Source organism: Chryseobacterium sp. C2(2020), assembly GCF_014218915.1.
GTDB classification, from domain to species: Bacteria; Bacteroidota; Bacteroidia; order Flavobacteriales; family Weeksellaceae; genus Chryseobacterium; species Chryseobacterium mucoviscidosis.
Genome location: NZ_JACLCT010000002.1, coordinates 185867 through 207903, shown reverse-complemented (window position 1 = coordinate 207903; position 22037 = coordinate 185867). Strand labels below are relative to the sequence as shown.

The 22037-nt window shown below is 34.9% G+C and carries 18 protein-coding genes; 8 read left to right on the top strand and 10 right to left on the bottom strand.

Annotated elements, in window-relative coordinates; all coding sequences use genetic code 11:
• Window positions 1-2: 2 nt before the first annotated feature.
• Window positions 3-173, bottom strand: coding sequence for a DUF2089 family protein (locus H6W52_RS02215; protein WP_116096059.1), 171 nt, complete (start codon window positions 171-173; stop codon window positions 3-5).
• A gap of 153 nt (window positions 174-326) precedes the next feature.
• Window positions 327-1814, bottom strand: a complete 1488-nt coding sequence (locus H6W52_RS02210) for an ATP-dependent nuclease (RefSeq protein WP_116096061.1) — start codon at window positions 1812-1814, stop codon at window positions 327-329.
• Window positions 1815-2048: 234 nt separating this feature from the next.
• Between H6W52_RS02210 and speB the strand changes: the two genes are divergently transcribed.
• From speB to H6W52_RS02195, 3 genes are all read left to right on the top strand, one after another.
• The gene (speB, locus tag H6W52_RS02205; RefSeq protein ID WP_087709204.1) at window positions 2049-2906 is read left to right on the top strand and encodes an agmatinase; all 858 of its coding nucleotides are present in this window, start codon (window positions 2049-2051) and stop codon (window positions 2904-2906) included.
• Window positions 2907-2972: 66 nt separating this feature from the next.
• A complete protein-coding gene (locus H6W52_RS02200; RefSeq protein ID WP_116096063.1) occupies window positions 2973-3815 on the top strand; it encodes a bifunctional helix-turn-helix domain-containing protein/methylated-DNA--[protein]-cysteine S-methyltransferase in 843 nt (280 codons plus the stop codon).
• 291 nt (window positions 3816-4106) lie between these two features.
• On the top strand, window positions 4107-4715 hold the full coding sequence (locus H6W52_RS02195; RefSeq protein WP_116096064.1) for an alpha-ketoglutarate-dependent dioxygenase AlkB family protein: 609 nt from the start codon (window positions 4107-4109) through the stop codon (window positions 4713-4715).
• A 210-nt stretch (window positions 4716-4925) separates the two neighbouring features.
• Here H6W52_RS02195 and H6W52_RS02190 read toward each other — a convergent pair whose 3' ends face one another.
• From H6W52_RS02190 to H6W52_RS02175, 4 genes are all read right to left on the bottom strand, one after another.
• Window positions 4926-6785 (bottom strand): CocE/NonD family hydrolase, encoded by a 1860-nt coding sequence (locus tag H6W52_RS02190; protein ID WP_116096066.1) that lies wholly within the window; start codon window positions 6783-6785, stop codon window positions 4926-4928.
• A 250-nt stretch (window positions 6786-7035) separates the two neighbouring features.
• Complete coding sequence (locus H6W52_RS02185) at window positions 7036-9726, bottom strand: outer membrane beta-barrel protein (RefSeq protein WP_116096068.1); 2691 nt, start codon at window positions 9724-9726, stop codon at window positions 7036-7038.
• Window positions 9727-9810: 84 nt separating this feature from the next.
• The gene (locus H6W52_RS02180; protein WP_076395538.1) at window positions 9811-10230 is read right to left on the bottom strand and encodes an SH3 domain-containing protein; all 420 of its coding nucleotides are present in this window, start codon (window positions 10228-10230) and stop codon (window positions 9811-9813) included.
• A 7-nt stretch (window positions 10231-10237) separates the two neighbouring features.
• Entirely contained in the window at window positions 10238-10729 is a 492-nt protein-coding gene (locus tag H6W52_RS02175) for a BON domain-containing protein (RefSeq protein ID WP_087709183.1), read from the bottom strand.
• Between the two features lie 224 nt (window positions 10730-10953).
• On the opposite strand from H6W52_RS02175, the gene H6W52_RS02170 reads away from it, so the two are divergent.
• Window positions 10954-12204 carry a dicarboxylate/amino acid:cation symporter gene (locus tag H6W52_RS02170; RefSeq protein ID WP_116096070.1) on the top strand — a complete coding sequence of 417 codons (1251 nt, stop codon included), beginning with the start codon at window positions 10954-10956 and terminating at the stop codon, window positions 12202-12204.
• Window positions 12205-12968: 764 nt separating this feature from the next.
• Window positions 12969-13682 carry a phytanoyl-CoA dioxygenase family protein gene (locus H6W52_RS02165; RefSeq protein WP_116096072.1) on the top strand — a complete coding sequence of 238 codons (714 nt, stop codon included), beginning with the start codon at window positions 12969-12971 and terminating at the stop codon, window positions 13680-13682.
• Between the two features lie 181 nt (window positions 13683-13863).
• Here the strand turns inward: H6W52_RS02165 and H6W52_RS02160 are convergent, their stop codons facing one another.
• Complete coding sequence (locus tag H6W52_RS02160) at window positions 13864-16686, bottom strand: GH92 family glycosyl hydrolase (RefSeq protein WP_185216439.1); 2823 nt, start codon at window positions 16684-16686, stop codon at window positions 13864-13866.
• Between the two features lie 258 nt (window positions 16687-16944).
• On the opposite strand from H6W52_RS02160, the gene H6W52_RS02155 reads away from it, so the two are divergent.
• The 3 genes from H6W52_RS02155 (at window position 16945) to H6W52_RS02145 (ending at window position 19571) form a co-directional block, all read left to right on the top strand.
• The gene (locus tag H6W52_RS02155) at window positions 16945-18051 is read left to right on the top strand and encodes an Mrp/NBP35 family ATP-binding protein (protein ID WP_116096076.1); all 1107 of its coding nucleotides are present in this window, start codon (window positions 16945-16947) and stop codon (window positions 18049-18051) included.
• Between the two features lie 45 nt (window positions 18052-18096).
• Window positions 18097-18345: a NifU family protein gene (locus tag H6W52_RS02150; protein ID WP_076395525.1), complete on the top strand. Its 249-nt coding sequence runs from the start codon at window positions 18097-18099 to the stop codon at window positions 18343-18345.
• 611 nt (window positions 18346-18956) lie between these two features.
• On the top strand, window positions 18957-19571 hold the full coding sequence (locus H6W52_RS02145; RefSeq protein ID WP_116096078.1) for a response regulator transcription factor: 615 nt from the start codon (window positions 18957-18959) through the stop codon (window positions 19569-19571).
• A gap of 37 nt (window positions 19572-19608) precedes the next feature.
• Here the strand turns inward: H6W52_RS02145 and H6W52_RS02140 are convergent, their stop codons facing one another.
• From H6W52_RS02140 to H6W52_RS02130, 3 genes are read right to left on the bottom strand one after another with little or no spacing between them, the layout of a single operon-like run.
• Entirely contained in the window at window positions 19609-20316 is a 708-nt protein-coding gene (locus H6W52_RS02140) for a barstar family protein (protein WP_116096080.1), read from the bottom strand.
• Window positions 20317-20318: 2 nt separating this feature from the next.
• Complete coding sequence (locus H6W52_RS02135) at window positions 20319-21134, bottom strand: hypothetical protein (RefSeq protein ID WP_123891929.1); 816 nt, start codon at window positions 21132-21134, stop codon at window positions 20319-20321.
• A gap of 1 nt (window position 21135) precedes the next feature.
• Window positions 21136-21966: an SIR2 family NAD-dependent protein deacylase gene (locus H6W52_RS02130; protein WP_116096084.1), complete on the bottom strand. Its 831-nt coding sequence runs from the start codon at window positions 21964-21966 to the stop codon at window positions 21136-21138.
• Between the last annotated feature and the right edge of the window lie 71 nt (window positions 21967-22037).

The following is a 22037-nucleotide window of genomic DNA, read 5'->3' as shown; positions in this document are numbered from 1 at the left end:
GTTTATTTTTTCAGGGTTTCAATTTTTCCGATCAGATCGTCGAGTTTATTTCTCATGGTGGGGTAGGAAAGTCCTGCCTGTTTCGCCATTTCCTTAATGCTTCCGCTCGACAGAAAAAAGCTGAGGATAAATTCCTGCTCTTCCCGCGTAAGCTGCAGGTATATTCTTGAGATAACCTAAATTTTTAACGTTTTGGAGCTTTACCTTCGGGCGGGGGTTTCGAAGCCAAATATTCAGATAATATACAAATTCTTTAATAGAAGTGCGAAATCGGAATTTTACACTTGGACTCGCCTGTTGCAAACCTTTGTTATGTGAAATATGAATTAATTGTCAAGTTTCTTTGATAAGAATTGTATAATTTTCTTTAAAGATTCAGGCGAACGTTCTTCGATATGTTTTATAACGATTTCAATTATATCATATCTAGATTTATTTCTATTCCTTAGTTCCGTGTCAATTCGATTATACAATTTTTTACCGTTATTGTCTTTTTCTGATTCACCAGAATTTTTATAATCTGAAAGAATTGTTCTTAGACTAGTTTGTTGGAAAATATAATCCTCTAATGTTCTATATAGTTTTTGGTCAGTCTTTAAAAAAAGGTTTTCTTTTAAAAATTTTTCCAGACTTTCTATAGGTAGGTAGTTTATAGGAATATTATTTGAAATATTATTTTTAGCAATGTAATTTTGAGCTGCAGTTTGAATATCAGCATCAAGGATAATCATAATTTTTGCATTTCGCCCCATAAGATTACTGACCACTACGTCTTGAGCTAATTCTATAACATTAGAATATCCTCCACATGGTAATACATGTATTAGTTTATTGTTAATTAAAGAGTTATTTCTCAATAATCTATTGATAATTATTGAAGCTAAATCATCTTCAACTAGAATTACATGATCATATCCCGCTTGATCATATAATATCTTTGTAGCATATGCAGGATAGCAAGGATTAATAATTTCTATAGAATTGTCAAAATGCCTATCAATGAAAAAAATATTCGAGGGTGCTATAGAACTAATAATCTCTAAGGAATGGGTTGAAAAATAAATTGCATAATTGAAATTATCAGACATCTTCTCTAGAAATTGAACTAATCTTTTTAAAGAAGATGGATGAAGTGCTAGTTCTATTTCGTCAAGCATTAAAAGACAAGGAATATTCAAAGTTGTTCTATCAGAATTCCTAATATTTAATGAATTTAAAATACTAATTAGGAGATTCTCCCCAGTTGACATATGAAACTGACTAATTTTCTTATTCTCCTTTTCGTAATAAAAAATATCGCCATTGATATTTAGATTGTTAGGTAAATCTGAATTAATTACTTTAAATAATTTTGGATAAAAATCCTTATCATTATGTAATATTAAACCTAAATTTTCACGTATAAATTCTGGAGCAGATTTTAAATACTTTTCATCAATTAGTTCAAGTTTACGTAAAGTGTTGTAATTCGTATTTCTAAATCTATTCCCATAAATTAAACTTCCTTCAAAAAATCCTTTAATTTTAAAGTCTCCTTCAGTTTTTCTAGTCCATTTCCATTTATTATGTTCGAAAACTTTTTTATAATAACGTTTTCCTCCATTAAGTTCGAATTGAATAAATGCGTCATTATCAGTATTTCCGAAAAAATCATTCATTTGCATGTAAAAGAAAACACTAGAAGCACATGAACTTATAGTGCTTTTTCCAGATCCATTTTGTCCAGTAATTGCATAAAGCCCTTTTTCTGTGGGAAGTTCTAATTCAATAAAATCAATTGATTTTATTTTATTGATACTCATTTTAAGTTTCATTAGTTTTTTATAAAAAGTATTTTGTTATATGTTTTTTGATGATCTATTGCACCTAACTCAAATATTAACGCAATGCGCAATACAAATCATAAACATCAAATATATAAAAAGTAACCATATAAAAATTATATTTTCATAAAATAAGGACTATTAAATCTTCAATCTCTCTCCACCCGCCAACTTCTCCAAACTTCTTTGTATCTTTGCCGAAATCATTTAATTTTTACATAAAACATGAAAACATACGCAGGAATTCCTGAGGAAAATGCATCGTTAGAAAACTCGAAAGTAATGTTGGTTACTGTTCCTTACGACGGAACTTCAACATGGGGAAAAGGAGCTGATAAAGGTCCTGAATTATTCCTTGATGCTTCCGAAAACATGGAACTGTATGACATCGAAACGCAGACAGAACCATATTTAGAAGGAGTATATTTAGCAGGAGAAGTTTCTGAAAATTCTTCACCGGAAGCAATGACAGAAGCCGTTTACCAGAAAACAAAAGAGCTTTTGAATAATGACGGAAAACTATTCACCCTTTTCGGAGGAGAGCACTCTGTTTCTATCGGTTCGATTCGCGCGGTAGGAGAGAAGTTTGAGAATTTAACTGTTCTTCAGTTAGACGCTCACACAGATCTTCGTCCGGAATTCCACGGTTCTACTTCCAACCACGCATGTGCGGTTTTTGAAGCTAATCAGAAGCATAATCTGGTACAGGTGGGAATCCGTTCTATGGATGTGGAAGAAGTGGAATATTTACCGGAAGGAAGAGTGTTTTTCGCTCACGAAATTGCCAACAACGAAAACTGGGTAAATGACGTTTTGGAAAAAGTTTCAGGAAATGTGTACATCACGATTGATCTTGATGCTTTCGATCCATCGCTTTGTCCGTCAACGGGAACTCCGGAACCGGGAGGTTTACAGTGGTATCCGACTTTGGAATTATTAAGAAAAGTATTCGAAAAATGTAACGTTGTTGCTTTTGATATTGTAGAATTAATGGATTCTCCGATGGCAAAACCAAGCGCGTTCTTAGCAGCGAAGTTATATTACAAAATGCTTGCTTACTATCATATCTATAACAACAACTAAATTCCGCAGGAAACGGATTTTTTCTGCCGTAGATTCTTTGGAAATTTGTGAGGTAAATTCAATGTTATGTCTACACAGAATCAGATAGATTACGAAAGAATTGCCAAAGCGATAGACTATATCCGGAGCAATTTTAAACTTCAGCCAAGTCTGGAGGAAGTGGCGGAGAAAATTCATTTAAGCCCGGCTCATTTTCAGAAGATGTTTTCTGACTGGGCAGGAACAAGTCCGAAGAAATTTTTGCAGTTCATCAGTCTGGAACATGCCAAAAGTTTGCTGAAGGAAGAAAAAGCGAGTTTATTTGATACGGCTTACGAGACAGGATTATCGAGTACAAGCAGACTGCACGATCTGTTTGTGAAAATAGAAGGAATGTCTCCGGCAGAATATAAAAACGGAGGAAAAAGCCTCAACATCAATTACAGTTTTTCCAAAAGTCCTTTTGGAAAAGTAATTGCAGCTTCCACAGAAAAAGGAATCTGCTACATGGCTTTTGAAACCGATCATCATAAAGCATTGGGAGATTTACAGGCTAAATTTCCCAATGCTTCTTTTTTCGAAAGGAAAGATGATTTTCAGAACAATGCCCTTTCAATTTTCAGTAAAGACTGGACGGAACTTAACACCATAAAGCTTCATTTAAAAGGAACGGATTTTCAGTTGAAAGTCTGGGAAAGTCTGTTAACAATTCCAATGGGAAAATTATCGACCTATGGAAATCTGGCGGATAAAATTGGAAATCCAAATGCTTCAAGAGCCGTCGGAACCGCAATTGGCAGCAATCCTGTTGCGTTTTTAATTCCGTGTCACAGAGTAATTCAGTCAACCGGAAAAATCGGCGGTTATATGTGGGGAAGCGAAAGAAAACAACTGATTATCGGCTGGGAAAGTTCAAAAATATACTCTTGATTTCAAACACAAATTGCACTAATTTTTTACGAATAGCTAATAATTTTGTTTGAAATTTTAAAAATAAAACTATTCCATCAATAGAAACGGGCTTTAGCCCGTTTAAAATAATCAATTGACCAAATTGGCTTTAGCCTAAAGCTTATTTTAATAAAAAAATCAACGAAATATTGTCATTTTGTGTGAATCTGGGATCATTTATTAGAGGTTAAAATTTAAAAATACTTAGCTTAGATTCCTACGGAATGACAAAGAACTTGAAACATTAATCACAAAACATTAAACTTTATGATGAGTTTATTCGAAGACGTATCAGATTATCCTTTAAATATCCTTCCCAAAGACGGAACCGTTCATTATTACGGAAAAGTGTTCTCCAAAGAAAAAGCTGATTTTTATTTCGATTATCTGTTTAACGAAATTCCGTGGGAAAATGATGAAGCCGTTATTTTCGGAAAATTAATCTTAACCAAAAGAAAAGTAGCATGGTTCGGTGAAAAACCATTTGAATATACCTATTCAAAACGGACAAAATATGCAAAATTCTGGACTCCCGAATTATTGGAGTTAAAGAAAAAATGTGAAGAAATTACAGGCGAAACCTACAATTCCTGCCTTCTGAATTTATACCATGACGGAAGCGAAGGAATGGCATATCACAGTGATGCCGAAAAAGATTTAAAAAAACACGGAGCCATTGCTTCCCTGACTTTCGGAGCGGAAAGAAAGTTCTTATTTAAACATAAAACAACAAAAGATAAAGCCGAAATATTTCTGGAAAACGGAAGTTTATTGGTGATGAAAGGGGCAACTCAGGACAATTGGTTGCACCGGCTTCCTCCAACGATAAAAGTGAAAACGCCGCGAGTGAATTTAACTTTCAGAACAATTGAGGAGTGATTCTTAATTGTTATAGCATTTTGTCATGCTGAAAGCATCTCAACATCTGTTCTTAATTTCGCTTAGATCCTTTCAGGATGACAAACTAGCTGTTGATTATTTTGATAAATGAAGATAAAAGTTACAGAAAATAATTTCAAATCTGCGCCATCTGCAAAATCTGCGAGAAAAAAAAACAAAAAAGCTGTTCCAACCGAACAGCTTTTAAATTTATTTCAAAACTTCAACTTCAATCGCACTGTCATCAAAAACTTTGATATACGCTTTCGTGTAGTCTTCCTTCGTTGCGAAATTCGGATTTTCCATAAACTTCTGTGGGTTGATCGCAAAAAGCGGGAACCACGTTGAAGAAATCTGAATCTGGATTTTATGTCCTTTTTTAAAAGTATGCACTACATCCTGCAATCTGAAATTCACCGCTGTTTTTTGGTTCGGAACCAAAGCTTCCGCTTTTTCTCTCGAATTTCTGAATCTTGCAGGCATAATTTCACTTCTTACCATCTGATGATAATTTCCATAGATCACCCCGTCTTTTTTCTCAGCAGGTTTAAAATCTTCAGGATAAACATCAATTAATTTTACCGCAAAATCTGCATCCGTAGAAGTGGAAGCAATGTTTAATTTTGCCATAATTTCTCCTGCAAAAGTAATGTCATCCGTTAAAACATCCGTTGTAAACGTTAAAACATCAGGTCTTCCTTCTGCAAATCTCTGGTCTTCAGACATATAATTTCTTGGCGTAAAACCGTTGAAATCTCTTAAATTATCAGAGCTTAAAACCGGATTATTAGGATCACTGTAATATTCTGAAGAACCTTGTCCTGCTCCGTTTTTCAAAGTTCCTTTCGATAAATAGAAATTCACTTTCTGTGCTTCTTTTGGCGGATACGTTGCAAACTCTCTCCATTGTTTTGCACCGGTGTCGTACATTAATGCTTCCGGTAAACCAGCATCCTGTTTTGTATTTCCTTTCAGATAATGATTAAAGAATTTTGTTTCCACATTCTTCTGGTAATACGTTGCAATACTGTCTCCGAAATAAATCTGGTTGTGGAAATGTTTTCCCTGTTCATACGCCCAGGCTCCGTGAGAGAAAGGTCCCATTACAATTGTGTTTTTCGCTTTCGGGCTTGTTTTTTCAATGGTTTTATAAATATTCAGTGGCCCAGAAAGATCTTCCGCATCAAACCATCCTCCTACAGTCATTACCGCATGATTTACGTTTTTAAGATGAGGCAACAGACTTCTTTTCTGCCAGAATTCATCGTAATTCGTGTGGTTCATTATTTCCGTCATGAAGAAATTATCCTTGTAGTACTTTTCGTAACCGTCTTTTAAGGTTCCCATGTCTCTGTAAAATTTCAGACCATCTTCAGAAGTGGCTTTAATCATCGAATCAGAATACCAAGCTTTATTTTCAGGCTTCGTTTTCTGAACGCCAAAAACCGGGAAAGTTCTGAAATAACCCATCATAAATCTTCCGTTGTGAAGAAAATCGTCATTCCAGAAATCTGAAATCGGCGCCTGTGGAGAAGAAGCTACCAAAGCAGGATGTTCAGCTAAAATTCCGACTGCGGTATAAAATCCGGGATAAGAAGTTCCGTATTGTCCTACTTTTCCGTTGTTGTCTTTGATGTTTTTCAATAACCACTCGATCGTGTCGTACGTATCTGTACTTTCATCAACGTCTTTTTTCGTTTTTCTTTCAACCTGCGGCGTCATATTGGTGAACGTTCCTTCACTCATGTATCTTCCGCGAACGTCCTGAAACACAAAAATATATTTGTCTTTCATCAGATATTGGTTCGGTCCCAGTTTGGTTTTATATTCGTTTTCACCATAAGGAGCAACGCTGTAGCAGGTTCTCTGCATCAGAAACGGATATTTGTTTTTGTTGGAAATATCCTTTGGAATGTACACCGAAGTAAACAGTTTTACGCCATCACGCATCGTGATATACATTTCCTTTTTAATAAAATTGTCCTTTACAAAAGTATCGGGTTGCTGTTTAGTCTGAGAATTTCCAAAAACAAACAGAAAAACAAACAAAATCGAAAAGTGAATCTTCATTGTTTAAAATTTGCAGCTAATTTAATCATAAAATGGTTTTTAGCACAAAGTTTTAACAACAGGTTGTCATTCTGACGAAGGAAGAATCTAAATTAAATATTATTTTATGGATCTTTTATTTTAAACTTTTTACCACAAAAGATGCAAAAGATTTAAACACTTTAGTTTTTTAAGTTTAATATTTAAATGGAAAAAAGATCACATAAGTTAAAAAAAATCAAAGATTTTAACAAAAGAAATTCAAATAAAGCTATTTCTTCTTCCCTCCAAATTTATTCAGTTTCATCACCAGAGAAAACATCACATATCTTTTCAATATCAAATCTTCTCTGTCTTCCACGCCGGAAGCGGAAATTGTTCTGGTGACACTTTGGTTTTGGTTGAGAACATCATATACTTTTATACGCGCAGTAAGCTGTTTTTTGAAAAAAGTATAACTTACACTAGAATTTAAAAAATAAAAATCTCTCTTGAAACCCGGTGCGATATTCGAACTCGTATTATATTCAAAATCATTTTCGAAAACAAGATTAGTCTGGAAGAAATAATTGGTAAGTTCCAGCCTGAAATTCTGAGACGTATTTTTGATGCTTTCAATGCTGTAATTTTTATATTCTGAAAAATTATAATTGATGCTGTAAGATGGTTTAATGGTAATTTTATCCTTCTTTTCGTACGTAACATTGATTCCCGGACTGAAATTGTAAGAATTACCTGTGAATTGCTGTCCGTTGATAAAACCTCTGTTAAAACTGTAACTAAATCCTGATCTTGGTCTTACATTCAGTTTATGGTCTTCCCATTTATACGTTTTTCCTAAACCTGCAATGAAATTGACGTTTTTATTTCCGCTGATGTTCGCGTAAGTCACAAACTGCTTTCCGGAATCATCGTAATACGAATAATTGGTTGTGTTATTGTTATTGTACACAAAACTGAAATTAAAATAATAGTTTAAATTTTTCTGAATATTATAACTGTTGAAATAAACATTCGTGGTGTTCGTCCATGAATTTTTAAGATCCGGATTTCCTTTGTACGTTACCAGAGGATTGGATTCATCCACATACGGAATCAGGTTGGCGGAAGAGGGAAGACTGAAATAGGATGAATTATTGATGCTTACATTAGAAGTCTGACTGAAATTGTAAAGCAGTCCGAAATTATATCTCGGAAGCGCAAAATTTCTCTGCAGCTCATAATTTTGTCCGTTGAAAGTGGAATGATAGTTCAGATCTGTAAGATTCAAACTTAAAGATGTCCACATTTTCAGCATTTTTTTATCTAAATTAAAACTGATCTCCGGCGAAAGCTGATTGCTTTTTTCATCCGAACGGTTGGATAAAGCAAGATTATACACCGTATATTTTCCTGTAGCGGCATCAAAATCATTTACGGTTCTTTCATTCACCGCATTTCTCGAATTATAATCCAGACTCATCGTCACACTTGCAGAGTCCGAAACAGGCTCCGTATATTTTGCATTAAATGAATAATTGTTATTCTGATTTTTACTCTGACTGAGCTGATTTCTTACATCTCTTTTGGCAACATTTTCCACTCCGTTTTCAAAAAATAAAGTACCGGAATTGATGAGGTTATTGTTTTTATTCTGCTGAATCGAAGTATTTACACTGGCATAAAAGCTTCGGTTTTTCTTTCTGAATTTTCTTGCGTAATGAAGATTAGGCGAGAAACTGTTGTTTTCAGAATCCGTTACGGTAGAAGACTGGCTTTTATTTAAAAGTTCATCATTCTTAAAAGTCGCTGAATTTCCCGTTCTGAAATTATTTGATTTTGTAAAAGAAAACGACGGCGAAAAAGAAATCGTACTGATTGTGTCCGGCTTTATTCTCAGCGTAGAATTCAGCGTGTATTGCTCTCTTTCGTTTTCTGCGCGGTTTTCAGAGTCTGTTTTTAAGTTGGAATCGGGAAGAAAAGTGGTTTTGGAAACTTTTGAAGCCGTTTCAAGATTGGTTGTATTGCGTTTGATTCCGATTTCCTCAATTTCGACTTCTTTGCCCAGTTTATCACTGTAATTCACCCCGATCATCGAAGATTTCTGAATTCCCAGCTTTGAATTTTTACCATTGTCATCATCCATAGAAACACCCTGCGAATTGATATTATTGGTATAACCCAGCAAACTGATCTTGGTTTTATCCTTGAAATAATTAATCAGCCCTTTTTCGTCATACCGTTTATCCGAACCGTAACCTGCAGAAATTTTTGAAACCCAGCCTTTGTTTTTCTTCTCATCAATATTGAAATTAATGGTTTTGTTCTGTGATTTCGGCGTTTTTCCCGTAAGTTCCTCTTCTTTGGTTTTGGTGGTGGTAATCTGAATGTTTTTAATAATATCGGCGGGAAGATTTTTTAACGCAATTTTTCCGTCTTTTTCGAAAAAAGGCTTTCCGTTCACCATGATCTGGTCAGCTTCTTTTCCGTTGACGGTAATTTTTCCATCGTTGTCGATTTCCACGCCGTCAATATTTTTGAGCAGTTCTTCAATACTACTGTCGGGACGAACTTTGATAGCTTTCGCGTTGTATTCAACCGTATCTTTTTTAATTTTAATTGGCGAAACGGTAATTTTTACCTCTTCAATATCCGAAATCTGGTTTTTATCTAACTGGATGTCTCCCAGATCAATAGATTTGTCGATGGTATCGAATTTTGTGGAGTAAGAAATTAATTTTTCTGCGTCAATCTGTAGAATTGTAGGCTCATCAAGTTCTTTGGTTTTTATTGCAAACAGACCTTCCCTGTTAGAAGCTGTATAATCGACTAATGAAGAGTCTTTCTGTTTTAAAAGATAAATGGTTGCATTCTCCACAGGTCTTTTCCCAAAATCTGTAATTTTTCCTTTAATGACGTACTTTTGTCCGTTCAGCATTAGAAAGCTAAACGAAAAAAGCAGCAACCATAAGATTTTCTTCATTGAATGTTTTTGAACGCGCTAAAATATAAAAAAACATCCCCGAAAAGGGATGTTTCTATTTTAAATATTGTTAAATCTTTACAATTAAGCTCTCAAATATCTTGAATAAGCATAACCTTCCTGTCCGTCTTCAGTTTTTACTTTCCACCAGTCGTCTGATGTCTGCTCAACCAAAGTTACAGAAGAACCTTTTGCTGCTTTACCTACAACTGCGGCATCCGTGGAAGGTTCCTGTCTGATGTTCAGATTAGATTCGTCCGTTGCAACTGTAAGAGCTGCACCTGCTGCCAAGCCTGAAACCTGTACATCAATATTGATGTCTGAAGCAGAATACGTAGAATCAATTGCTCCTAAAGCATTCCAGACCGCATCTTTCGCTGCTGTGTTGGAAGCACTTCCTGAAACGTAAAGAATTCCGTCCTGTTCCTGAACCTGAAGATTAGAAATCCCTGCAGACTGAGCTGCAGAAACTACACTTGAATATTTATCTTGTAATGTGCTCATCTCCGGATTATTTTACAGTATACTTATAATTTACTTTACCCACTTTCAAAGCATCAACAGATTCTTTTACTTTTCTTGCATCAGCAGAAGATACGCTTCCTGTAAGAGTAAGTTCTCCGTTTACTACTTCAACTTTTACCCCCGGAATATCTTTTACGGCATCCTGTACTTTTTGCTGTACCATCGGATCTACCGCGCTTTTAGTCTCCACAGGAGCTACAGCAGGTGCAGCAGGAGCTACAGTCGCCATATCCATTACTTCTTTAACACCGGTAATGGCTTTCAGTTGCTTAATCATTGCATCTTTTGCCTCCTGAGTTTCGAAAGTTCCGCTCAGGTGTGCAACTCCGTCCTTCACTTCTACAGAAGCACTAGGATTTGCTGTTACCACCGTAGTAGCCTGCGTTTGAAGATCGGCATCAGAAACTTTCTTTTTACAAGAAACAGCTCCGAAAGATACAGCTATAGCTAATGCAGCCATTGCGATCGTTTTTTTCATAGTTGTATATTTTTTTATGTTGTTAATACAAGTAAATGTAATAATAAAATTTGTACCAAAAGGATAAAATTCAAATAAATTTTTGTAAATTTTTCTACAATATTTTACTAATCAGATAATTAATTTTAAATCACGTTTAATTTAACATAATATTATCTCTTGGGAAAATGAAATCTTTCCGCCAATTGTAAAAATATTATATTTGCGAATCTTGAAACATATATATGAAAGGACAGAATAAACTTTTTATAGCAATTATTATCGCACTGGTTATTGGTGTGGGAATCGGTGGAGTTGTGCATACACAGGCTCCGGAAAGTGCAGAATCTTTTTCTAAAAATATAAAACTGCTGGGAACGGTTTTCATCCGTCTTGTTCAGATGATTATTGCTCCGTTGGTTTTCACAACTCTGGTGGTGGGAATTGCCAAAATGAGCGATATTAAAATGATCGGAAGAGTAGGGACGAAAGCGATGCTGTGGTTTATTTCCGCTTCATTAATTTCTTTGTTCATTGGATTAATGCTGGTAAACTGGCTTGAACCGGGACACGTAACCAAACTTCCGATTCAGGATGCTGCCTCCGCAGAAGAATTATTGAAAACAAGCAAAGGATTTTCCATGGAAGATTTTGTAAAACATATTATTCCTAAAAGTATTTTCGAAGCGTTTGCGACCAATGAAGTATTGCAGATCGTGGTATTTTCCATCATGTTCGGAATTGCCCTTGCGAATTTAGGCGAAGAATATTCTCAGCCTGTAATCAAACTATTCGACATTATAGCACACGGAATCCTGAAAATGGTAGGGTACATCATGTGGTTTGCGCCGCTTGGAGTTTTAGGTGCTATTGCTGCGGTAGTCGCGACCAATGGGTTTGAGATTTTTAAAGTCTATGCTATTTATTTAAGAGATTTTTTCTTTGCGTTAGGAATACTCTGGCTTGTCCTTTTACTGGTTGGATATTTAATTTTAGGCAACCGTCTTTTCGAATTGTTAAGAAGAATAAAAGAACCTTTGCTGATTGCCTTTTCCACGACGAGTTCAGAAGCAGTTTTCCCGAAATTGGTAGAAGAACTGGAAAGATTTGGCTGTAACAACAGAGTGGTATCATTTATTTTACCATTAGGATATTCTTTCAATCTGGACGGAAGCATGATGTACATGACATTTGCTTCTATTTTCATTGCTCAGATCTACGGAATTGAAATGACGGTAGGACAGCAGATTACGATGCTTCTGGTATTGATGTTAACTTCAAAAGGAATTGCGGGAGTTCCGAGAGCTTCTTTGGTAATTATTGTGGCAACCTGTTCCATGTTCGGAATTCCACCGGAAGGAATTGCTTTAATTCTGCCAATCGACCATTTCTGCGATATGGGAAGAAGTATGACCAACGTTCTCGGAAATGCTTTGGCAACCTCAGCAGTTTCTAAGTGGGAAGGACAGTTGGAAAATCATGGCGGGAATATGTAATTAATAAGTGAAAAGTCAATTTCACTTCGTTTTTGAGATTTGAATTATTAATGAAAAGATTCATGAGCAAAGCGAATTCATCATTGACGATTCGTATCTTATAAAAAATTCAAGCTTAGGCTGTGAGTGGTCAATAGTGAATTCTTAATTTTCATTATTGACCATTTATTTTTTAGGAAATTGAGATATTTGTAAGCAGAAAAGGATTCGTTATCTTGCTATCATTTGCTGAGTGAAACGCCATGGCGAACGAAGAATATTTTCAATTAATTTAAATACAATCTTTGCGATCTTTGTTTTAAGAAATAGATTCTTGACTCCGCTGCGCTTCGATCAGAATGACAGCTCCATTTAAAGAAATTTAATTCAAAAACTAACAATGATAAAAATTAAAATGATACTGCTATCATTTGCTGAGTGAAACACCATTGCGAACGAAGAATATTCTCAATTAATTTAAATACAATCTTTGCGATCTTTGTTTTAAGAAATAGATTCTTCACTCCGCTGCGCTTCGATCAGAATGACAGATTCTATTTAATGAAATTTAAGTAAAATGAGTATACTGCATTATAGAAATTTAATTAAAGAAGAAGTGATCATTTATTTTGCTATCATTTGCTGAGTGAAACGCCTTAGCGAACGAAGAATATTTTCAATTAATTTAAATACAATCTTTGCGAGCTTTGTTTTAAGAAATAGATTCTTCACTCCGCTGCGCTTCGATCAGAATGACAGATTCTATTTAATGAAATTTAACTAAAATGAATTTACAACGTCATAAAAACTTAATTACAGAAAACGGTTTTACCGTCATCAACAATATTTTTTCCGATGAAGAAATTGAAAAGATCATTGAGGTTATTCAAGATATAGATACTTCTAAAGAAACTTTCAGAAAGTCGGAAGATCTATTTGCCATCCGACAGTTTTTAAAGGAAATTCCGGAAGTAAAAGATTTGATCTTTAATGAAAATTTAAAAACAATTATTAAAGAAATTTTCGGCGAAAAATATTTTGCGGTAAAAAGCATTTATTTCGATAAACCTGAAAAATCAAACTGGTACGTTGCGTATCATCAGGATTTAACGATTTCAGTGGATAAAAAGCTGGAATTGGAAAATTTCGGACCATGGACAACGAAACAAAATCAGTTTGCCGTTCAGCCACCTTTGAATATTTTGGAAAATATTTTCACCATAAGAATTCATCTGGATGATGCGGATGAAAATAACGGAGCCCTGAAAGTGATTCCGAAATCTCATGCCAAAGGAATTTACAGACCGGAAACCATCGACTGGAATGTGGAAACTGAAACCATCTGCAATGTAGAAAAAGGCGGAGTTATGATTATGAAACCATTACTTCTTCATGGTTCCAACCGGACGACGAACGGAAAAAAAAGAAGAGTGATCCACATTGAATTTTCTGATATGGAATTGCCCGCAGAACTGAACTGGTCGGAAAGAATGAATTAATTTTTAACTACAAAGTTTTTATTCAGAACGAAGCGGGAAATCTTTTTTCTCCCGCAGATTACACAGATTTTCAAGATGTTTGTATTAAAAAGATCAGCAAGATTTGCTAAATCTGCGAGATTAAAAAACAAAACCTCTTTCAAGCCGAAAGAGGTTTATTATTTAGAGTAAATTTTAAAAATTATTTCACAGAAATCTCATCTACAAAAATATAAGCATCGCCGCCAGCTCCCTGATGCCACTCCGGAAGTTTCCCGAAATGATAGGCTTTTACCTTTACATATCGTGCCTGTGTAGGAAGAACTTCCGCAGAGAAATCCTTTACCTGAACCGTTTCATCTTTCGGATCTAAAATATTTTCAACTGTTTTCAGCAAAATAAAATCTTTTCCGTTGTTGGAAACGTAATATTCCACTTTTTTAGGCATTAAAATCCATGCACGGCTGTCCTGAAGATAGGTTGAAGATAACTGGGTAAACTGTTGAGGCGATTTCATATCGATAACTGCTTCAAAAGTCTGTCCCTGATAACCTAGCCATTCTCCTTTTCTCCAGTTGGCATCACCGTTGATTCCGTCAATTAACGATAATTTTCCGCTTGCTGTATATTGTGGAGTAGGAGTGGAATTTACGGTAATATCCCAATTATTCGGTCTTCTGTTGAAATTGGCTCTTACAATTGAACTTTTTTCACCATTTCTTTCCGCATACGCCGCAACCTGAGTGGTTTTAGTAATGGTGAAAGGAGTTTTATAAGCGGTAAACATTTTTCTTACGTTTGCATCACCCTCATCCAGTGTCATATAATAAATTTTGTCATCCGGGTTTAGCGCTGTGATCTCAACCTTTGTATTCAGGTCGAAAATTCTTGATGCAGAAATAACCGGAGATGCCGTTAATTCATCATATTTAAAATCTTTAAATGATTTTGCATTTTCAAAACCAAGTTTTTTAAGCTCTTCTCTGTTTGTATTCGGAGTAATCGTTCTTGTTGTTCCGTCTTCCAGATGAATTTTAACCTCATCAAAATATGGCTTCGTCGTCTGCCATTCCGGTAATCCGGGAGTTACAGAGTAAATTCCCATCGCGCTCAGAATATACCATGCGCTCATCTGTCCGCAGTCTTCATTTCCAATCAGTCCGTCCGGTGTGTTTTTGTAATAATTATCAAGGATGAATTTAATTTTTGCATCCGTTTTCTCAGGCTTTCCTACATAATTATAAAGATATGCGATGTGGTGGCTCGGTTCATTTCCCTGTGCATATTGTCCGATTAATCCGGTAATATCCACCTGTTCTCTTCCCATTGTTTTGTCCGGTGCAGAAAAAATACCATCAATAAATTGTTCAAACTTTTCTTTTCCGCCATGTGCCGCGATCAGTCCCGGAATATCCTGCTGAACAGAGTAGGAGTAATGCCACGAATTCCCTTCCGTGTAATTATTGTTAACCTCTCTTGGCTCAAAAGGTTCGTACCAGTTTCCGTTTTTTCTCGGCTGCATGAATCCGTTCTTTGGATTGTAAAGATTTTTCCAGTTCTGGGAACGTTTCATGAAATACTGATAGTCTTCTTTTTTGCCTAAAATTTTAGCCATTTGGGCAATACACCAGTCGTCGTAAGCATATTCTACGGTTTTGGAAACACTTTCATGCTCATCATCAATACTGATGAAATTATTCTGTTTGTAGGCATTTAACCCAAAAATATCAAGCATGGCAGAGTTTTTAGAAGCCTGAAATGCCTTTTCATAATCGAAACCTGTAATTCCTTTTGCCATCGCATCGGCAATAACGGAAACTGCGTGGTAACCGATCATGCATTCCGTTTCGTTGGAAGCCAGTTCCCAAACCGGAAGTTTTCCGCCCTGTTCGTATTGTTTAATGAAAGTATTGATGAAATCTGCCGTTCTTTTTCTGTCGATTAAAGTCATCAAAGGATGCGCTCCGCGAAAAGTATCCCAAAGTGAAAAAACCGAGTAATAATCGAATCCGTTTGCCATGTAGAATTTGTTGTCGCGCCCTCTGTATTTTCCGTCAACATCCATATTGATGTTCGGTTGTGTGAACACGTGATACATTGCAGTGTAGAAAATGGCAAGTTTATTTTTGTCGGAAGATTTAACCTCGATTTTAGATAACTCTTTGTTCCAGTCTGCAACAGCCTGTTTCTCAATAGCTGTAAAGTCATTAGATTTTCCTTCAGCCAACATATTTTTTGCTGCTCCTTCATATCCTGTAGGAGAAATTGAAACTTTTACAAGAATTTTTTCGCCTTTTTTGACTTTATTGGAAAACGCAATTTTTAATTGTGTTCCATGATAAAAATTTCCTGGTTGTATAGTAACTCTTTGTGAATCATGTTCTTGTATTACTTTTGATTCTAACATTGGTTTAGAAAACTCAATTCTTGCATAAATATACTGGTTTGTTGCCCACGCTTCACTTCTTCGGAAAACTTCAATCGTTTTATCATCAATGATTTTTACTTCGCCTTCCAGCAGTTTATCTCTGTGATTCAGATCTAAAATAATATTTGCATCTCCTGCATTGTTGAAGGTGTATTCGTGGTAGCCGACTCTTTTAGTTGTCGTTAAACGGACGTCAATGTTATGTTTGTCTAATTTAACAGAATAAAATCCTGCTGTGGCTTTTTCGTTTTTATGAGAAAATTTGGATGAATATTCTTTCGGCGTTAAACCCGGTTTTCCCATAGTAGGCATCAGCATAATATCACCATAATCCGAAACCCCGGTTCCGTTTAAGTGTGTGTGAGAAAATCCGTAGATCACAGAGTCGGAATAATGATAGCCGCTGCAGCCGTCCCAGCTTCCGTCGATTCTTGTATCGGGAGAAAGCTGAACCATCCCGAAAGGAACAATGGCTCCCGGAAAAGTGTGGCCATGACCGCCGGTTCCTATAAACGGATTCACATACTGCGAATAATTCTGGGCTTTGATACAAAGGGAAGTAAGAAAAAAAAGTAAGATGAATTTTTTAGAGTTCATTGGTTTGGTGATGTAATTTTTACTAGATATAGATTTCAACAAATCTAACAAAATTTCATTAATAATGAGGAAATACACTTTGCGCCGAATTAATAAGGACTTATGAAACCTTTTTATGATTAAATGAAGGGAAATGATTTATTTTTAATAAGCTTGCTTTTACTAAATTTTTTTTCTCAAAAGAAAATATCTATCAGTCTCTTTACTTATTCTAAATAGCTAAAAATTACGTAAATTTGTAAACAATTTATTTAGTTTATGTTGACGAAAGAAAAGGTTCAGGATTTCCTTAAAGAGATAGAAGTTGACGATTTGGTGAATAACCTACAAATCATGGGCAACGATGTATATATTGATATGACGGCACATTCACCAGCAATGCACGAAAAAAAGAAGCTTGAAGCAGCAATGAAGCAGGCTTTTGCAAGTGAATTCGGTGAAGAGATCAATCTGAAACTAAAGATCGTTTCTCCGGAGCCGAGCGAAATTCAGCAGAGCCAGATCAAAGGAAAACAAATTCCCGGAATTCAGAATATTATTGCCATTGCTTCAGGAAAAGGAGGAGTTGGTAAATCTACCGTTGCTGCGAATATGGCGGTAACTTTAGCAAAAATGGGCTTTAAAGTAGGATTGTTAGACGCAGATATTTATGGTCCTTCAGTTCCTACAATGTTCGATACAGAAGGCGAAAAACCAATTTCTGTAGAAATTGACGGTAAAAACCTGATGAAGCCTATTGAAAATTATGGTGTTAAAATGCTTTCGATTGGGTATTTTTCAGGAGCGAATCAGGCAGTAGTCTGGAGAGGTCCGATGGCTTCAAAGGCATTGAACCAAATGATCCGCGATGCAGCTTGGGGAGAACTCGATTTCTTACTTATTGATCTTCCTCCGGGAACAGGAGATATTCATTTATCTATCATTCAGGAAGTTCCTGTAACGGGAGCCGTAATCGTAAGTACCCCTCAACACGTTGCTTTGGCAGACGTAAGAAAAGGGATTGCAATGTTCCAGATGGAAAGCATCAATATTCCGGTTCTCGGATTAATCGAAAATATGGCGTACTTTACACCGGAAGAATTACCAGACAATAAATATTATATCTTCGGACAGCAGGGAGCGCAATATTTAGCAGATGATCTTGGAATTCCGGTTTTAGGAGAAATTCCTTTAATCCAGAGCATCAGAGAAGCAGGAGATGTAGGAAGACCGGCTGCTTTACAGGAAGGATCTAAAATTTCCGAAATCTACACAGCAACTGCCCGAAAAATGGTAGAAAGCCTTGTAGAAAGAAATAAAAACCTTCCCCCTACAGAAGCGGTAAAGATTACAACAATGGCTGGCTGCTCACCAAAAGCAAAATAATGATTTTTCAAAAAATCTGAAAAACAGAACTGAACTGAAAAAAATATGGAAACAAATATAACACACGAAGATACCGTAACAAGAGTTTTAGAGGCGCTTGAAAGCATACGTCCGTTTCTTAACAAAGATGGGGGCGATATCGAGCTTATCGATGTGAAAGATAATCTGGTCTATGTAAAGCTTTTAGGCAACTGTTCCGGATGTTCATTAAACTTTTCAACCTTAAAATTAGGCGTTGAAAATACCATTAAACAGTATGCTCCGGAAATAGAGAAAGTACTTAATGTAGAGTAGAAAGACAAAAAATATATTTCATAAGACAGATCTTTTAAGGTCTGTCTTTTTATGTGTATAAAATTCATTAATATTTAAAAATTGTAAAATAAATTTTTGTAAAATTTGAATGGTCACAAAAAAAATAAATAATCAGACCGTAAATATCCCAAAAGAAGGAATTTGCTAAAATAATAGGATAATCTAAGGAAGTTAAATTATCTGTAAAATCTTATAATGCAGGTTTTTAAATCTGTAATTTTTTATTTTTAAGAAAATTTTAAATATTATTAAGAAAATTTTATAGTATTAATTCTACCTGTTTGTGAATATTATATGTCTTATTTTTGTATAAAATTCTTTACAATGTTACGTGGAGATGTGTGCTTGTAATATACTTTTATCCTTACCTTTTAAAGATTTCATGTTTTTTTAACGGCTGTATAAAAAAATGAAAATTATAAGTTTGAAAAATTTCAGAATTATATTAATAGTATATTATGTCTCTAAAACTCTTCTAATCAGGAAGAAATATTATAAAGAAATGATATTGGTCTGTAAGTTGTATTGAAATTTTAAAATTTAATGAAAAAGTGATTTTCTGTAGAGAAAATTGATTTAAAACGAACACTATGAAGAACATACTCATTGCTGACGGTCATTATGTTGTAAGAATGGGAACCTCAATTATTTTAGAAACCAAACTCGGATATCAGTGTACCATAGACTTTGCCGAAACTTATCCTGAAGTTAAAGAAAAAGTTTGCGAAAAAGTATACGATCTTTTAATTATTGATATTGATATTCCACAGAGTATTTTTAAAGCAATGGTGAAGGAACTGAAAAAGAAGCAGAAACATTTAAAAATTCTTATATTTTCCGGGTACGACGAGAATGTCGGAATTCAGTACATAGAAGAAGGAGCAGCCGGATATCTTAATAAAGGAGCCACAGAAGAAGAGATTATTACCAGTGTAAAATCAATATTAGAAGAAGGATATTATTACACGGTAGATATGATGAAAAAGCTCGTTACCCATTCTACCGATGTGCACTCTGTAGAAAGGCTTTCGAAAAGAGAATTCCAGATTTTTAAACTTCTCGCCGAAGGAAACGGAAATATTGAAATTTCTAACAGTCTAAATTTGAAAATGTCCACCATCAGTACTTACAAAAAAAAGATTTTTGAAAAACTTAAGGTAAAAAATGTTGTGGATCTTGTAAGAATTTATGACGATTTACATTAAAAATAAAAGCCGCGGCGAAAGAATTTCGCCGCGGCTTTTATTTAAGATAGATTTTAATTTCATATTCCTGAAATATGTGTAATATTTTATCAAAATTTGATCTTAGGAGTTTTTTACTTCGTTCATGATTATACCATGTAATCTCAGTAATGGTTTTTACCCCGAAATCTCCCCGAAAACAATCATATAAAGCATACAATTTTCTGCCAAAATATCCTCCAATTCCATTTACCTCTTCTCCGAAGGAGCAAAAAAATTCATCTAAATTATTAAAATCATTTCCATCAAGCCTGAGGATTAGATTTTCTTTTGCGGGTTGAGGTTTCATACGATGTAATGCGAAAACCAGCCAGCCCTGTAACTCATCTTTATCGAGTTTTTTCCAGGAATTTCTTTCGGTAATTTCATTGTTGAGAAACATTTTCCAGGATTTATGAAATCCTTTTGGATGAAACCAGACTGTTCCGCTAACAGTAATGTTGATCTTTTTAGACTTTATTATTTTAATTCCGCTGATAAAAGTGCTTGTTACAATGGATTTATCTTTATCCAGTAAATGAAAAAAGCCCTGATTATCATAAATCTTGGTAGCTTTTTCGATTTCAGTCTTGAAGTTGTCGATATTCTCAATACCGATTAATCTTATTTCTCTATATCCAAGATTTGTCTTACTGCTTTCGAGATTTTTAACCTCATCAATGTAGGTAATAATTTTACTTTCTTTTTCTAATAAAAATGCAAACATGATTATTGATTGATTTTTAATATTTCAATGCAGTTTTGAAGATCTGCAATCCATTGTGGATTAATATTTTTGTCATCCCTCACTTTATCATAGACAGCCATAAGATCAGGAATATACTGCTCTCCGTGTTTTATATTTAAGAGAGTATCAAATAAAATGCTTTCGTAGCTTTCGCTTTTAAGTTCCTGCAAAATTACAGCTTTTGCCCTCTTATCTTCTCTGTTTGCAAGCCCTTTTATAGCTTCATGCCTTATCTGATGGTCTTTAGAAAAACAATTCTTATACAAAACATGTCTGATATCTTCATTATCACATTCGATTTGTGTTCCGAGACCAAAAGTAGCCCAGTCTCTCACTCTCAGGCTTCTGTCCTGTGCCAGTTTTATCATCATTGTTACGGCTTTATAATTCTCAACTCCGAGTAGAGAAAAAGTAAGTGCATATCTTATTTCTTTAGATTCTGAATTTTTAAATTGTTCTAAAGTTTTGAAATGCTTTGTTTTTAAATGCTGGTTGTTGTGACCAATGGCAAAAAGGCATGTACAAATAAGATTTTCATCAGATGTTGTTCTTAAAATTTCAAAGATTTTATCAAAAAGAGACTCAACAAAGTTTCCACGTTTATTTCCTAATTGGCATAGAATATCAATCCCGATTTGTTTAAATTTTACATCATCAGAATCAAGCATATCAAAACATTCCGAAATCATTTCATCATTTACATATGTTCTTAATTTTATAATCTGATTCCAGTAGTTATTATTGTGTTTAGCCTTAAAAGCTTTTGTAATTAAAAAATTAATGTCCGGATTATCCATCTTAAATTTCAGATAAATTTTCAATAATCTCTTTAATCACCCTTAAAACCTCAGTAGACTTTTCCCGGATGATCAGCTTATTTTTTTTATTTACAATCAGTTCCGTGAAATGATTGTCTTCCGTGTTGATGTCAACAATATAAGCTCCATATTTTAACGAAGTTTCAGCAATGGCAAGAGGAAGATTTGTCGCTCCTGAAGTTCCGATAATGAAAAGCACTCCGCTGTTTTTTGCCACTTTCAGCGAACTGAATTTCTTATTGGTCTTTTCATCATAATATTCATCAAACCATAAAATATTCGGGCGCATCCAGTGTCCGCAATGGGAGCAGGTAAGCAGTTCAATATCTTTTGCTGTAAGATCTTCATCAATGTTTTTGCCTTTAATTTCTTCCGGAAGATGTACAATTTCCTTACATCCGTTCGAACATTTAATTTCACGGTTATTTCCATGAATTTCATAAATTCGATGATTTCCGACGCGTCGGTGAAGATTATCTATATTTTGAGTAATCAGATGAAACCTATTCTGCAGCATCTTTTCAATTTCGGCTAAATGAAAATGACTCTCATTGGGTGCTGCATGTTCAAACATTTTTTTCCTGAAAAGAGAATATTGCAGAACTTCTTCGGGATTTTGCTTAAAATATTTCAGTGTCCCGAATTCTTCAGGCTTATGAAACTGAGTTCCTTTTACCCAGATTCCGTCTGTTCCGCGATAGGTAGGAATTCCGCTGTCGGATGAAATTCCAGCTCCCGTTAAAAAAGTGAAAAGATTTCGTTTTTCTTTATGGTAAACCTGATGGATGATTTCTTCTAATTGCGTTTTCATGGTATTTCAAAGTTTAAAACTACTGAATTTCTTTAAAACAAAAAAGCCCCGAAAATTCGAGACTTATTTAA